Here is a 15,260-nt window from a genome sequence, read left to right as displayed (position 1 = left end):
ATTATGAATCTTTCATTGCTTTTAAAAAAACTGATCAAAACGAGTGCAGGCAGAAGCCGGTTCATCCTTGCTATACTTGGCTTATCTGTTGCCTTGTTTTTAATACTTGCAGCAGTGCAGATACAGGCAAATTATGACGACCTCCTTCACAACAAAACCAACCAGGACAGCATTGCCAATTTCCTGGTTATTAATAAAGTCATCACGTCCGAAACTATTGGACAAACTGCCTTGACCGAAAATCAGATCAGCGATGTTAAAAAACAGCCTTTTGTTCAGGCACTAGGCGTACTGACATCCAGCCGCTTTAAAGTCTCGGCTCAAGGCGCAAGCAATCAGTTGCCGTTCTACACAGATCTTTTTTTTGAAAGCGTGCCTGATGATTTTCTGGATGTAAATAACAAGGATTGGGCATGGAACGACCAGTCAACCTTCATCCCACTGATCATACCCAATTCCTTTCTTGATATGTACAATTTTGGATTTGCTTCATCACAAGGCTTGCCTAAACTTTCGCAGGACCTTGTAAGAAATATCCCTTTGCAGATAAATATTCAGTCAGCAAACGGACCGGTAAAGTATTATGCAAAAGTTGTTGGGTTTAGCGACCGGATCGCATCCATCCTTGTTCCACAAAGTTTTATGGATTGGGCGAATAGTAAATTTGGCACTGAGCCGCCCGCAAGTCCCTCACGAATTGTTATAAGGACAAAAGACCCTGGAAATCCGGAATTATTAAACTATCTGAAAGAACATGGATTAACGACAGATGCAGATAAAACCCGTTTTAGCAAGTACAGGCAGATTGTAAACATTGTGGTAAATATTTCCTGGATAACCGGCGCAGTAATGCTGCTTTTTGCTTTATTGATTTTTACTTTGTTTATCCAGCTCACCATCGCATCCTGCAAAGATGAAATTGCTTTGCTCATTACACTTGGTGCAGCGCCAAAACAACTAAAAACGTTTTTGATAAAGCAGTTTTTCCCTCCCAATATTATCATCGTGTTTGTTACATTGGCCATCATCGCTCTTCTCCAGTTCTGGGTAAAACATTGGTTATCAGGAGAACATATTTATGTAAGCGGCTTTATCTCAATAACCACAATCATTTCCGCGGCACTCATTATGTTGGTATTGTGGATTGTTAATTTCGTAACCATAAAAAAATATATCAACAAGCACTAGCACTGAATGCATGCAACGTGAAAGCATCGAAGAGACTTTTTAAGCGGTGTTTGAAAAATGATTATTTTGTTATCACTATTTGTTGAATATTTGTGCATCAAAAAACTTACAGTATGAACTTTCCACAAGACGTAAAATACACTAAGGATCATGAATGGATCAAGTTGGTTGACGGTAATATCGCGTTAATTGGTATCACAGATTTCGCGCAGGGCGAGTTGGGAGACATTGTATATGTTGATATCACTACCGTCGGCCAGAGTTTAAATGCAGAAGAAGTATTTGGAACAGTTGAAGCGGTTAAAACTGTAAGTGATTTATTTTTACCTGCAACAGGCAAGGTGCTCGAAGTAAATGCTATACTTGAAAAACAACCTGAGCTTGTGAATACCGATCCTTACGGTGATGGTTGGATGGTTAAAATTGAACTAACCGATCCTGCTGATCTTGACGGATTAATGAGCGCCGAAGATTACGAAAAACTCGTTGCCTAATAGATCGAATCCCAAAATATACCTAAACGGCATTGACAATCTCATCAATGCCGTTTTTTATAATACAATATCCTCTTGATTTTATTTCAATCCCAAAAACATTAATGTTGAAAACGAAGATTTTCTACTTCCTGCCGGCGGTATTGTGGTTTGCGTTCTCTTTAATTTTATTGATCATTCCGGGAAACGATCTTCCGCCCGCGCCGTTTCTTGCCGCTATCCATTTCGACAAAATCGTGCATATAGTACTTTTTGGCGCGCTGGTTTATCTCTTTTGCGTTCCGTTGAAAAACCAGGCAAATTTCGTTACCTTATGCTTCAAAATAGCTATCTGGGGATGGGCTTATGGTATAGTGATGGAATTTGTTCAGAAATATTGGGTTCCGAACCGTTCGTTTGATATTACTGACATTATTGCCGACGGAGTGGGCTGTTTTATAGCATATTTATTTTTAAAAAGAAGAAACAGATCAAAAGCAAAAGTAAGCTAAAAAAGTAAGCCCCTGTGGAAACAGGGGCCGCAACCAAAACTAACTGCTTATGAGAAAATTGACTACTTGCTTATTTATATTTTACAAACGAGATGCCAGATTGTTTACTCGTAAGTTAAGATTTTTTTCAACACAAACCAAACTCGCTTTTCAATCTTTTTATCTTCTGTCATCTGTAATTCTGAGACACAAAGATGCTATAAAAGTTTAATAAGAAAATGTTAAGTGTCAGTGACAAATGATAACTTTTGCTGAGGAATTGTCAAAAAAAGGACTTACATACGGTATGTTCAGATTCATCCCCCTGAGAATCAATAATATACCGACGATTGCTATCCCATAAGGTAACATTTTCTTAATCATATTTCTGGTTGTTAAATTTATCATAGCACCGAAATAGGAAATTGCAAACATTGCAGGAAGGGTTCCTGCTCCGTATGCTGTCATGAACAGGATGCCATTTTGCAGCGAACCGGCCGCCATTGCGGCAGTTAAAGCCAGGTAAACCAATCCGCAAGGTAAAAAGCCATTTGCCATCCCTATTGTAAACATGCTCAAAAGACTTTTTCTTTTCAACTGCTCCGCCACTAATTTTTGCAACCTGATTTTGCTTCGCTCAATAAACCCAATCCGGATAATCTTTCGCTGCAAAATTCCCCCTGCCAAAACTATCAGTACCAGGATGCCCGCTATTATGGAAAACACCTGTTGATAGCCCGCTATAAAGATCTGCCTTCCAAATAAACCCACTATTAATCCAAACAGGCTGTAGGTTGTAATCCGCCCCAGATTGTACAATATAATCCCAATAACTTTTTGTTGTTGTGGTAATAATTGCACAGGCAATGCAAATGCTATGGGGCCGCACATCCCTACACAGTGAAAGCTGCTAATTGCACCCAACGCTAAACCTGATATCATAATTCCCCAACTCATTAATTCACTTTTATATCTTTTTCTGTATAGTATTTTTTATCACCTGTCTCCCAGCTTAATTTCAATTGATAATCCTGTTTCAGTAAAAGGTTTTTATCAATTACGCTCGTTCCATCATCATTAACTGACAATGTAAGCCTTCTGTCCAGATCTGCGTTTGTTTTACAATAGAACCAGGCATCTGCCTTTATTTTGTAACCCTTTACTTCTGCGGGAAAAGCAATGATCACCTGCCTGTCATTTTCACTCACGTTGATCTCCCCTATTTGAGAAGCATTTTTCATTCCGTCAATCTTGTCCTGGTATCGCAGCTCATCCTTATAGTAATCCTTACTTACCAGGTCAAACTTTACATTCATGCATTTATATACAAGTGTTCCCATGCCTATGGCGAATACACCAAAAACGATTAGCAATTTATTTCCCCAGTTCATATACTATATTTTGGCTGGCAAGTACTTTACTCGCCAACGGGTCCAAGAAATGTTGTTTTTGCTTCTGCAATCCTTTTACCTTCTTCGTACAAGCCTAATTTTATTTCAGTCTTCTTTTTCTTAATACTTTTCTTATCCATCACTATAAAGAAAGTCCCATTGCCTTGTCCGTCCTTTTGCACATCAATAAAAGGTTTTCCAATTATTTGTACAATGCCGCCTGTAGTCTCATCTTTAACCGTGAGCCTCATATTATGGGCTGTTTTATTCTCCATTTTGATATTGTACAAATTAGAAATACTGTCAACACCACGTTCCTGGAAGAGCATACCAGGGGTGCGAATAACCGTGGCGGATACATCTTTACGCGTAATCAACAACACAGACAATCCGGCTAAAACAACCAGGCATAAGCCTGTGTACAATTTCATGCGCGTAGTATATCTGAGAGGCTCATTATTCGCAATTGAATTTTCTGAAGCGTATCTTATCAAGCCTCTTGGCTTGTGTATCTTATCCATTACCGCATCACAGGCATCTATACAAGCAGTGCAGCCGACACACTCCATCTGTACGCCGTTACGAATATCTATACCTGTTGGACATACTTTCACACACTGAAAACAATCTATACAGTCGCCCAGTGGAGCTTCATGCTTCTTCTTGAAATTACCTCTTGGCTCACCGCGCTTATAATCATAAGCAACTACCATAGAGTTCTTATCAACAAGCACACTTTGAAGCCGCCCGTAAGGACAAACTACTGTACAAACCTGCTCGCGGAAAAAAGCATATACGCCATAGAAAACGCCGGTGAACAGAAGCAGCGAAGACAATCCTGCAAGATGATCAAAAACGGGCTCTGTAATGATCTTTCCCAGTTCCTTTATTCCGATTATATACGCTAAAAAAAAGTTCGCGATTATAAATGACAGCAGAAAAAAAGCCACATGCTTGGTGCTAACTTTCGCAATTTTGGAAGCGGTCCACGGTGCAGCTTTCAGTCTTCTCTGTTCGTTTGCGTTACCTATTATTAAATACTCCAGCTTTCTGAACAGCATTTCCATAAAAATGGTTTGCGGACAAGCCCATCCACAAAACAATCTACCAAAAGCAGCAGTAAAAAGAACGATGAAGAAAATAAAAGTCACCATTCCAAGACCAAATATGAAAAAGTCCTGCGGCCAGAACACTTTTCCAAATAAAATGAATTTGGCTTCAGGAATATTAAACTGAAACAAAGGCCTGCCATTTACGTGTATGAAGGGCAGACCAAAGAAAATTAAAAAATAAAAATAACTGAGAAAGCTGCGGATATTATAGAATTTACCCACCGGTTTCTGCGCATATACCCAGTTTCGTTTTCCCTTTTCATCAACGGTTGCTAATCTGTCCCGAAACGTTTCGTGATCGTCTAATTCATTGTGGTCAACAACTTTAGCCATATTCTATTTTATTGCGGCAACACCTTTAACCTCCTGTTTGCCGGTAGAGTCTGCGGACGGAGCTGCTCCATCACCATCTTTATATATCTCTCCTTGTGGTTCTTTAGGGGTTGCGGGTTTTGTTCCATGCAATGATTTTATAAAGCTTGAAAGCTGGGCAATTTGCACTGGTGAGAAATCGTCTTTCCAGCTTTTCATGCCTTTTTCAGGAACTCCATATTTTATGGTTTTAAAAACGTCTTTTATGTTTCCACCATGCAGCCAGTAGTCGTCAGTTAAGTTAGGGCCTACTACTCCTCCGCCATCAGGACCGTGACAAGGGGCACAATTTGTTGTGAAGATTTTTTTGCCGGCGTCAATGCCTGATGCGTCAAGCATAACAACAGTATTTTCATCAACATTGCTAGCAGATTTTTTCAGGTAAGCTTCTTTTTCGCCTTCAGCTTTTTGAACTTCCATAGTATATTCTTCTATGCTTGAAGGTGCTGAGTGAGACACATGATACCGCCACAAATAAATTACTGCGACAATGATTGTAAGATAGAAACCGTACAACCACCATGGTGGCAGGCGATTATCCAACTCGCGTATGCCATCATAACTATGTTCCAAATCAAGCGATGCTTCTTCCTTCATTGACTTGAAGTTGTTCATCTTTGCCCATAGCCGTTTCCAGAAAGATTCTTTTTCAACTGCAGCGGTAACTTCCACAACTTCCTTATCCTTTGCCAGTAAAGACCTAAGATTTAGCAGCAAGCCCAATATGATAATGATCTCCACAAATACCGTTGCTACCAGAGCATACAAAGACATGCTGGATAATGCTACAGGCGGTTTAATTGCCTCGGTTGCTACAGCAGTACTATCCTGAGCCATCAACGGTGCTGAAGCAAGGCAGAGTGCAAGTATTAATAATGTTTTGCCGACACCGGCCGCATTATTTTTTCTATACCGCTCAGCGTATGTCCGGGCTGTGCTGATGATTATTCCTGCCAACAGACATATTACTATCAATAAGCCCACTATAACAGTAAGAAAGATTAGCGCAATAGGGTTGCTGATATCAGACGGCTTTCTCGGGCCATCTGCCAGTGCCGTCAAAGGAAGACAAAGCACAAAAAGGGAGCATAATCTTGCGATTATTTTTTTATCAGGTGTATAACATTTTGTAGTCATAAATATTTTTTTAAGCATCGAAACCTTAATCTTCCAGGGGAATATTTCTTAAGTAATTGATCATTTTTTTATCTGCCTTCCATGCCCAAATAGCCATAATGATGAATATGGAAAAAAAGATGATAAAAGCCGCCATTGCATAAATATCAACACCGGTAATCTTTTCGAGATAATGAATGAATTTCATTTTTAGTAATTGAGATGTTTTTAATTAACTCTTATACCGAGGCTGACACATAATCAGCACTAATTATTTCGAATCATTTTAATTCTGCCACTTGCTTGTGTTCGCCTTTTATATCCGTACCAATGCGTTGCAGGTAAGCGATCAGGGCAACGATTTCTTTCTTATCAATATTCTTGAGATCTATCTCATCACTTACAGCCGCCAGTTTTTTAATCTGCTCATCGTTTTGCAGTCGTCCAGCGATTGCTTTGGCCTGTTTATTCAGGTCCTTATTTGCAACTTCATCATATCCTTTTTCGTAAGGCACACCCAGCGTTTGCATTGCCCTGATCTTCGCAGGAGTAATTTCTGTATTCAAATCATTTTTAAACAACCATGGATAATTTGGCATTATTGATCCTGGGCTCATGCTTCTTGGATCAAGCATGTGATTGTAGTGCCAGCTGTCCGGATATTTACCGCCTTCCCTTGCCAGGTCAGGGCCGGTTCTTTTACTTCCCCATTGGAACGGGTGATCATAGACAAATTCACCGGCTTTGCTATACTCACCATATCTCGCTACTTCATCTCTGAACGGGCGGATCATCTGAGAGTGGCAAGTGTAACAACCCTCTCTCACATAAATATCCCGTCCCTGGAGTTCCAATGGTGTATATGGTTTTACTGAAGCAATTGTAGGAACATTGCTCTTAACCAAAAAGGTAGGTACTAATTCAAGCACACCGCCGATGGCAACTGCAATCAAACTAAACACCAACATCTGAACAGGACGTTTTTCAATCCATCTGTGCCAGTGTTCTTTGCCGTGAGTTTCTGTGATTTTAGCAAGCGGAGCAGCTTCTGCCTCTTCATTTGCAACAAGACTGCCGGACGCAACTGTCTTCCATAAATTGTAAACCATCACAAACACGCCAACAAGATATAAAGCACCACCAGCGCTACGTGTTATATACATTGGGATGATGTTGGTCACAGTTTCAAGGAACTGGAATTTAAGGGTTCCGTCATCTGTAAAATTCTTCCACATCATTGCTTGTGTAAAACCAGCCCAGTAGAGGGGCACAGCGTAAAGAACTATGCCTATTGTTCCTATCCAGAAATGTGTAGATGCCAGCTTTTTAGAATAAAGCGTTGTATTAAATATTTTAGGGATAATCCAATATAAAACACTAAAGGTCAGGAAGCCGTTCCAGCCAAGAGCACCAACATGCACGTGAGCAATCGTCCAATCCGTAAAGTGTGAAATTGCGTTTACACTTTTCAAACTCAGCATTGGGCCTTCAAATGTAGCCATCCCATAGCAGGTAATAGCAACTACCATAAATTTTAAAACCGGATCTTCCCTTACTTTGTCCCAGGCGCCTCTTAATGTAAACAAACCATTCAGCATACCTCCCCAGCTTGGAGCAATAAGCATCACACTAAATACAACCCCCAGGCTCTGCGCCCAGTCAGGTAAAGCTGTATACAACAAATGGTGTGGTCCTGCCCATATATAAATAAAGATCAGGGCCCAGAAATGCACAATTGATAGCCTGTAACTGTATACAGGACGATTTGCAGCCTTGGGCAAGAAATAATACATTAAACCGAGGTATGGCGTTGTAAGGAAGAAGGCAACTGCATTATGTCCATACCACCACTGTACAAGTGCATCCTGAACACCAGCATACCAACTATAGCTCTTAAATGCGGAGAATGGTATTTCAAAGGAATTTACAATGTGCAACATTGCTACCGTTACCCAGGTTGCTATATAAAACCAAATAGCAACATACAGATGGCTTTCCCTTCTTTTAATGATCGTTCCGAACATGTTAATGCCAAATACCACCCAAACAACAGCAATTGCAATATCGATGGGCCATTCCAGCTCTGCGTATTCTTTACCGGTAGTATAACCGGCAAGAAGCGTAACTGCGGCAGAAACAATGATCAACTGCCAACCCCAGAAGTGGAACTTGCTTAGTGCATCACTAAACATACGGGCTTTACAAAGACGTTGAAGAGAATAATAAACGCCCATAAAGATGCCGTTTCCAACAAATGCAAAGATTACGGCGTTAGTGTGTACCGGCCTTACGCGCCCGAAGGTTGTGGGTGCCAAATTAAAATTTGCGCCGGGAAGATAAATTTGTATCGCGGCCAATAAACCTGCAAGCATACCCACTACACCCCATAGTATAGTGGCATAGGCAAACATCTTTACAATCTTGTTATCATAATAAAACTTTTCTACTTGCATGCGATTTGTGTTTGTTTGGTATTGAGAATTATGAGAGGGACGTTATGAAACATTCTTTTTATCCGGATTGTCATCGAATAGCATTCTGATTGGTGGGCTCGCTTCATCATCATATTGCCCGTTCTTTACACTCCAGATGAATGCCGCAAGAAATAACCCTGCAACAGATATACTCGCACAGAGTAACACGATGATTACACTCATAGATTAAATATTTCACAAATGTAGAATGAGCACGGAGGCGCCGACATGATTTTACTCACGGGCCATTATGATTTTTGTCATGTTCTGCTGGTGGGGGACGGGAGAAAGTTTGCCGGTGTTTTTGCTATTTCATTCCTCATATGACAAGGGGCACAAATAAAAATTATCAACACCTAAATCTCTTTAAACACCGTATTTACTCGTCAATCAAATATAACAATCAATTTTCAATAACGCAATAAATCAGTTTTTTAAAAAAGCACCGGTCTTCTTCAGGCCGGTGCTCCTCATTTGAGTTTTAATCGGGAGTTGTAAGGTTGAGCTTATTCTGTTTTAATTTTAGCAGGGTTGCGACAATGTTACTTGTCCCAAAAGTCAGCAATAGAATGCTGATACTGCTTGAGGGCATTAATATCGCCGCTATCAATGGAGACATATTGCCTGTTACAGCAAAATAAATACCGATAATGTTGTAAAGAACTGATACTACAAATGCAGTTAGCACCACCTTTTTATTGACTTTACACAACCTGATAAATGTCAGGAGTTTAGGCAACTGTTCGGCTTCAATTATAACATCACTTGCCGGAGTAAAATTATTAGAACTATCCGTAAGTGCAACACCAACGTTGGCTGCCTTGAGTGCCCCGGCATCATTAAGACCATCACCTATCATCATCACTTTATGTCCCTTCATTTGCAACTCACCGATCGCTTCAAGCTTATTTTCCGGCTGCTGATTAAAACGAAGATGGGTGCCGGCTCCCAGCATTTGAAGAAGCTTCTTCTTCTCTCCGGTATTATCCCCGCTAAGGACAGCTAAAGCGTATCTTTTTTTTAATTGATTGATCAGCACGTCAACGTCCTGCCTATAATTATTGCCTAACACAAATTTCCCAATAATGTTGTCTTCAATAGAAACATAAACGCAGGACTGAAGACCGTCATGTTTTTTACCCGTTACAAATTCAGGCGATCCCAGCATGATAAGATCCCCGTCTACAATGCCTTCAATTCCTTTACCCTGGTGCTCTTTAAACGCCATTACCGGAAGATCAGCTATTTTCATATCAGCCCATGCAACAATTGAGCGGCTCATCGGATGAGTTGACTGATTGGCCAGAACGACAATTTTTCTTAGCACAGCGGTAGTTAACTCCGCACCTTCATATTGCACATCACTGTATTTGCCGGTCGTCAATGTTCCCGTCTTATCGAACACGATATAATCCACATTGGCGATATCTTCAATCACCTGCGCGTTACGGAGATAGAAATGATTTTTGCCAAGAATCCTGATAATATTACCATTGGTAAATGTATTGCTAAGTAAAAGTGCGCATGGACAAGCTACGATCAGTACCGCTGTAACAGCATTCCAAACTTTTGAAGCGTCTTGAACATACCAATAAACGGCGGCTGTGAGAGCAATACCTAAAACAATCCAAGTAAATCCACGACTTAACAAGTGCACAAAAGATCGCTCGTTGTCGTTTTTTCCCGCTTTTTGCAGCTCGTCGCGATTCCAAAGGCGTGTCAGGTAACTTTGTGCAACTTCTTTGATAACCAGGATTTCAATATTTCCTCCAACCTGTTTTCCACCAGCATAAACAATCTCGCCCATTTGCTTCTCAACAGGAACACTTTCGCCGGTAACGAAACTATAGTCGATTAGCGCTTTTCCGCGCGTTATAATTCCATCAGCAGGAATCAACTCTTCGTTATGGATAAGCAGCGTGTCATTTAATTTAATTTCAGGTAAGGCCACGCTTTCTTCAACACTATTTTTTAAGCGGGTAATAGCAATAGGAAAGTAAGATGTGTAGTCACGTTCGAAACTTAATTGCTGATAGGTCTTGTCCTGTAATACTCTTCCCACCAACATAAAGAAAACGATGCCGCTCATCGAATCAAAATACCCCGCACCGGTGTTCGTCAACACTTCATACATACTTCGGCCAAATGTTACCCAAATTGCCAGGACAATCGGAGCATCGATATTCAGAAACCCATGTTTCAGACTTTTCCAGGCACTGCTATAAAATTCGGTAGCACTATAAAAAAATACAGGCAGGGCAAGCATAACGTTCAGTAGCCTGAACATATACGCCAAACCGGCCTCCTTACTATCAATACCGAGATATTCAGGAAAACTGAACAGCATGATATTTGCAAAGCAAAAACCAGCTACGCCTAACTTATATATCTTGGATTTATCTAAAAAAGATTTTCGTTTTGAAAGATTATTAAGACTGATATAAGGTTCGTATCCAATGCTGGTCAGCAATTCTGCAATTTTTCTTACAGAGGTTTTGTTATTATCAAAAACAATGTAAACTTCTTTCCTTGTAAAATTAACCTTGCTGCTTATTATGTGATGGTTCAGTTTATGAAGATTCTCTAACAACCATAAGCAACTGCTGCAATGCATCTGGGGAAGATACAAGGATATATGCGTTTGTTCTTCATTCTTAAAACTTACTAAAGATTGCGCTATTGCCAGGTCGTCCAGAAAAGCGAATTTATTCTGCCTTACTTTAATTTTTTGAGAAAGACCGGGGTGCTTTTCTATATCGTAATAATTACACAGACCATTGTCATTGAGTATTTCATAGACCATTCTACAGCCTTCACAGCAAAACTCTTTATCATGAGCATGTATAGGTGATTTTCCAACATTCTCACCACAGTGATAGCATGTTATCTGCGAATGTATAGTGCTTTCCATATTATTCAGTTTGCCTGAGCGGCTGGCAGTGTTCCTGTCAATTGGGGAAACAACAGATCCTGCTCCAGGTAAATCCATTCGTATATCTTTTCTTCCAAAAGCATCAACGTTTCAAAAAAAATCTTCCAGTCGTCATTTAAGTCCAGCAGCTCATTTTGATCATTAAATAGTCGCTTGATTCTTTTTATTAACTCAGAGATGACGAGGTGCCGCGTTTTTATAGATTCAAAAATTTGCCTGTCGATCGTAACTTTTCCTGTGGTGTTTTTCAAATCCTTTTTGATGATGGGATATAAGATGCCGCTTTCTTTTAGTGTAAGGTGTTTTATTTCATCGCTCAGTTTTGCAATAAGCAAATGCAACAATTCCGAAACAGAGAGATCCACATCATCACCATGTGAATGTTGTAATACAAAGTCGTTTACAATATTACAACATTCATTTATTTTTTGATGATACTCTGATTCGATAATATGCATTATGCTATCCGGCCTTAATACCTGCTCCACACTATTCCTGGGCCCTTTAAAATGCATACAATTATGGTTTTAATGCAATTTAGTATGCGAGGTTGTCAGCGGATATGAGATTCCTCAATCAGAAATATGATTTTTATCATATTCCAGGATATACCATTGTCAATCAATAAAATACGTTAGCCAACTATCGATAATCCAATTGAAACCGAGTAAAATCTGGAAGATTCTTCCTTTTTCTCGACAACTCATAGTTGTATATGATCTCCCCAATCTCGCGGAAAAAAGGATATCCGGTTTCCTCATACTCATATTTATCATCATTTAAAACTCCATCGCTGTTAACATAAATTACACCGCTGAGCATAAATTCTGTTTTATTTTTAAAATCCACTATATAAGCCACATCGGTGAGAAAGCCGTAAGACCATCCCGGCTTATTGAAAGATCTGATATAGGCGGGCATCTTTCGGCGCCCATCTTTGAACCAAAAGAACTTTGTGTAGCTGTCAAAAAATTCCGTGGTGTCGTATCGGGGGAAAGCACTTTCATGGGGAAGTTCACTCATGTACTGATACAAAAAATTGTAGTCGCTATCAGTAAGTTTAAATCGCTGGTTTTCGGGGACCGATTGAGGGAACATCACAGATTGAAGCATATGCTGCAGATCTTCCAATGGCACATTGTTGTGCGTAGTAAAATCCATAGGTGCCTTTATAAGGGAATCATTCCTGTCAAAGTGAGCGTTGCCAATCAGTATTTTTCTGCTAAAATCGAATGATATGTTACTCGTTAGAGGCAGTTGTTTATATAAAAAATCATTTCCTTTTAAAAACCGGAGAGCGTTTGTATGGCGGTTTTCATCAGCACTCATGGGAACGAACCGCCTGGTTATTCTTACGTCTTTGTATCCCTTTTTCCATAACGTCTCGTTTATTGCCTGCTGACCAAGAAATTCGTACAGTCGGTTATAAGCATCATTATCACTTACAAGGAAAATTTTACGAATATATTGAGCAACGGAAGGCATTCCGTTTTGCGATGAAGTATCAGTCAGCACAGTAGTCTGTGCCGAATAAGAACTATCGGTAAGCATTGTCGCATTCCTATCAACACCAAACTGTTCCAATGAATGCAGTTTTTCCAGGGCCAGAAATGAAAGTGGCATCTTAACCGTTGAAGCAGGGTTAAAATAACGGGTACGATCTACATTCAAATAATAGTTTTTGAAGACAGGGTTATTCTTTTTATCCCGGTCTATACGCGTATATATGAGCTGGTACTGGTAGGTATCAGCGCTATCCAATACTCCTTTTAAGGACGGTGAAGCGTTTTTATAGAGAAGCTCTTGCAGCCATTTATCAGACTTCACTTGTGAAAAACTTACATATTTCACCAAAAGCAGCAATGGTAATAGCAGCGCTCTGTTATTCATCCGAATTATTTATATCGGAATATATTTAAAATAATTGATCTTCTAAGTTTAGGAAATAAAAAACCGTCTCTCAAGAGAGACGGTTTTGGACGCAAAAAGTATTATTAAAAACTATTTTGTCTTTTTGTACTGAGGATGCGGAGCAGGAACTGTTGCAGAACCAACTTCAGTTGTACCTTGTAGGTCTACAGTGTTTTGATCACCGTTCTGACCATACTTGAAGTTGAAGCGGCTTTCAGAGATACCTTGTTTTTCAACCAGGTATTTGATAACAGCACTCACTCTATCCCAGCTTAACTGTTGTGCGCGTTTGTCAGAAGCTCCGTAGCCGATAACATCTACACGGCAGTTAGGATTAGCGTTGATCTGCTGAGCAGCGCTAGCCAATGTAGTTTGAGCTGTTTTGCTGATTGTAACGCTACCGCTCTTGAAGGTAACACTAGGTAAGCTAGTGATAGCACATTCAGGCTGAGCTTTTAATTTGTCACGCAATTCAGCGCAGCATGGAGGTTCTGGGCATTTACCAACACCATCAGCATCTACAGGGAAGCAGCTCTGAGGAGTAAGTAATTCTTTGTCTTTGTAATCAGGAACACCATCACCATCAGTATCCTTAGCAACACCATGAGTGTCAACAGGAGCACCAGCCGGAGTATTTGGTTCCTGGTCGAATTGATCAGTTACACCATCACCATCAGCATCTGGAAGAACCGGAGGAGGTAATTTCATGTGTTTTGGACTGTTCAACTCGTTGTAGATAAAGTTGTTTGGATTGATCCACCACAATGGTTCAACGTGCTTAGCCGGATTGCCAATGTTGAAATTCAAGCGAACCTGAGTTTGGCTCCAAATGTCTTTGCTCTTACCAGCGTTCACACCGTCCAGATCATCGCTGAACGCATAAGTGAACTTCTGTTCCAGGCCAAGATTGAATTTTGGAGAAATCTTGTAAGAGATACCAGCCCCAAAGTTAACACCGTGACGTAACAACCAGTTGTCTTTAATACGACCGGCGTTGTCTCTGTTACCATTGGTTACAGGGGCATTGCTTTCATAAGAACCATCCAATAAGCTTTTCAAATCACTGCGGATATCGCTTCTTGAACGGTCGTAGTTAATGCTTGCAAAATTATAAAGCGCGTTACCGTTGCGAGCATTAACATCAACGTCGAAAGCATTGATGCTATAACCCACTAAACCATATAGGTCTATTTTAGGATTTCCTCTGTAGTGACTAGCAGCGTTAGTGCTTACAATCAGATCCAGAGATCCCTGATGTGCGGTTGTTTTATAGTTAGCAACAATTGGAGCATTGCCGTAAGCAGCCCAGGGATTACCGTCAGCGGCAGGAATGCTGCTCGCAATTCTTGTCCTGTAATCCAGACCGGAAGTGATTCCCCAGCCATAAGAAGCTCTAACAGACAATACGTGGCCCAAAGCTTTTCTGCCAGATACGCTCATTCCGTAGCCAAGTTTAGGGCTTACGTCACCGATAATCATAGAAGTTCCAAGGCCCACACCAAGTTCCCACTGGCTGTTCGGCTTCGCAGGATAAGGGTATTGGTTGTTCTTAAATTCGTTGTACTGAGGCATACCTTTTACTGATACTTTAGAAGAATCTAAAGCATAGCTCTGTGCATCATTCGGAGTTTGTGCGTAGGTCGCGACCTGCACCAGGCTCAATAAACCTGCAATCAAAGTGTACTTTTTGCTTGCCATAGGTATAATTTAAAGTTTTTGTTTAATGTTTCCCATGTAAATTTATTGGCAAATTTATAGATTGAACATGAAATACCAAATTTTTACAATTTATTTTCCTCT

At 40.3% G+C, this 15,260-nt stretch carries 14 protein-coding genes; 3 read left to right on the top strand and 11 right to left on the bottom strand.

Going from position 1 to position 15,260, the window contains the following annotated elements; all coding sequences use genetic code 11:
- Positions 1 to 3 precede the first annotated feature (3 nt).
- The 3 genes from QTN47_RS00885 (at position 4) to QTN47_RS00875 (ending at position 2,173) form a co-directional block, all read left to right on the top strand.
- A complete protein-coding gene (locus tag QTN47_RS00885) occupies positions 4 to 1,188 on the top strand; it encodes a transporter (protein WP_369327415.1) in 1,185 nt (394 codons plus the stop codon).
- A gap of 113 nt (positions 1,189 to 1,301) precedes the next feature.
- A complete protein-coding gene (gene gcvH, locus QTN47_RS00880) occupies positions 1,302 to 1,682 on the top strand; it encodes a glycine cleavage system protein GcvH (RefSeq protein WP_369327414.1) in 381 nt (126 codons plus the stop codon).
- 104 nt (positions 1,683 to 1,786) lie between these two features.
- Positions 1,787 to 2,173: a VanZ family protein gene (locus QTN47_RS00875; protein WP_369327413.1), complete on the top strand. Its 387-nt coding sequence runs from the start codon at positions 1,787 to 1,789 to the stop codon at positions 2,171 to 2,173.
- Between the two features lie 228 nt (positions 2,174 to 2,401).
- On the opposite strand, the gene QTN47_RS00870 is transcribed toward QTN47_RS00875, so the two are convergent.
- The 11 genes from QTN47_RS00870 to QTN47_RS00820 form a co-directional block, all read right to left on the bottom strand.
- A complete protein-coding gene (locus tag QTN47_RS00870) occupies positions 2,402 to 3,109 on the bottom strand; it encodes a sulfite exporter TauE/SafE family protein (protein WP_369327412.1) in 708 nt (235 codons plus the stop codon).
- Positions 3,109 to 3,543: a FixH family protein gene (locus QTN47_RS00865; RefSeq protein WP_369327411.1), complete on the bottom strand. Its 435-nt coding sequence runs from the start codon at positions 3,541 to 3,543 to the stop codon at positions 3,109 to 3,111. The genes QTN47_RS00870 and QTN47_RS00865 overlap by 1 nt, the downstream gene beginning before the upstream one ends.
- Positions 3,544 to 3,569: 26 nt before the next feature.
- Positions 3,570 to 4,988: a cytochrome c oxidase accessory protein CcoG gene (gene ccoG, locus QTN47_RS00860; RefSeq protein WP_369327410.1), complete on the bottom strand. Its 1,419-nt coding sequence runs from the start codon at positions 4,986 to 4,988 to the stop codon at positions 3,570 to 3,572.
- Positions 4,989 to 4,991: 3 nt separating this feature from the next.
- Positions 4,992 to 6,164, bottom strand: a complete 1,173-nt coding sequence (locus QTN47_RS00855; RefSeq protein WP_369327409.1) for a cbb3-type cytochrome c oxidase N-terminal domain-containing protein — start codon at positions 6,162 to 6,164, stop codon at positions 4,992 to 4,994.
- Between the two features lie 25 nt (positions 6,165 to 6,189).
- On the bottom strand, positions 6,190 to 6,351 hold the full coding sequence (locus QTN47_RS00850) for a CcoQ/FixQ family Cbb3-type cytochrome c oxidase assembly chaperone (protein ID WP_369327408.1): 162 nt from the start codon (positions 6,349 to 6,351) through the stop codon (positions 6,190 to 6,192).
- Between the two features lie 73 nt (positions 6,352 to 6,424).
- Positions 6,425 to 8,596: a cytochrome-c oxidase, cbb3-type subunit I gene (gene ccoN, locus QTN47_RS00845; RefSeq protein WP_369327407.1), complete on the bottom strand. Its 2,172-nt coding sequence runs from the start codon at positions 8,594 to 8,596 to the stop codon at positions 6,425 to 6,427.
- 42 nt (positions 8,597 to 8,638) lie between these two features.
- A complete protein-coding gene (gene ccoS / locus QTN47_RS00840) occupies positions 8,639 to 8,800 on the bottom strand; it encodes a cbb3-type cytochrome oxidase assembly protein CcoS (RefSeq protein ID WP_369327406.1) in 162 nt (53 codons plus the stop codon).
- 298 nt (positions 8,801 to 9,098) lie between these two features.
- The gene (locus QTN47_RS00835; RefSeq protein ID WP_369327405.1) at positions 9,099 to 11,528 is read right to left on the bottom strand and encodes a heavy metal translocating P-type ATPase; all 2,430 of its coding nucleotides are present in this window, start codon (positions 11,526 to 11,528) and stop codon (positions 9,099 to 9,101) included.
- A 5-nt stretch (positions 11,529 to 11,533) separates the two neighbouring features.
- A complete protein-coding gene (locus tag QTN47_RS00830; RefSeq protein ID WP_369327404.1) occupies positions 11,534 to 12,064 on the bottom strand; it encodes a hypothetical protein in 531 nt (176 codons plus the stop codon).
- 127 nt (positions 12,065 to 12,191) lie between these two features.
- The gene (locus QTN47_RS00825; protein ID WP_369327403.1) at positions 12,192 to 13,439 is read right to left on the bottom strand and encodes a serine hydrolase; all 1,248 of its coding nucleotides are present in this window, start codon (positions 13,437 to 13,439) and stop codon (positions 12,192 to 12,194) included.
- A 111-nt stretch (positions 13,440 to 13,550) separates the two neighbouring features.
- The gene (locus QTN47_RS00820; RefSeq protein ID WP_369327402.1) at positions 13,551 to 15,158 is read right to left on the bottom strand and encodes an OmpA family protein; all 1,608 of its coding nucleotides are present in this window, start codon (positions 15,156 to 15,158) and stop codon (positions 13,551 to 13,553) included.
- Positions 15,159 to 15,260: the final 102 nt, after the last annotated feature.

Origin of the sequence: Danxiaibacter flavus, assembly GCF_041060425.1 — a bacterium.
Lineage (GTDB): Bacteria > Bacteroidota > Bacteroidia > Chitinophagales > Chitinophagaceae > Danxiaibacter > Danxiaibacter flavus.
Note: the sequence above shows the minus strand (reverse complement) of the source record. Positions and strands in the feature narration are given on the sequence as shown.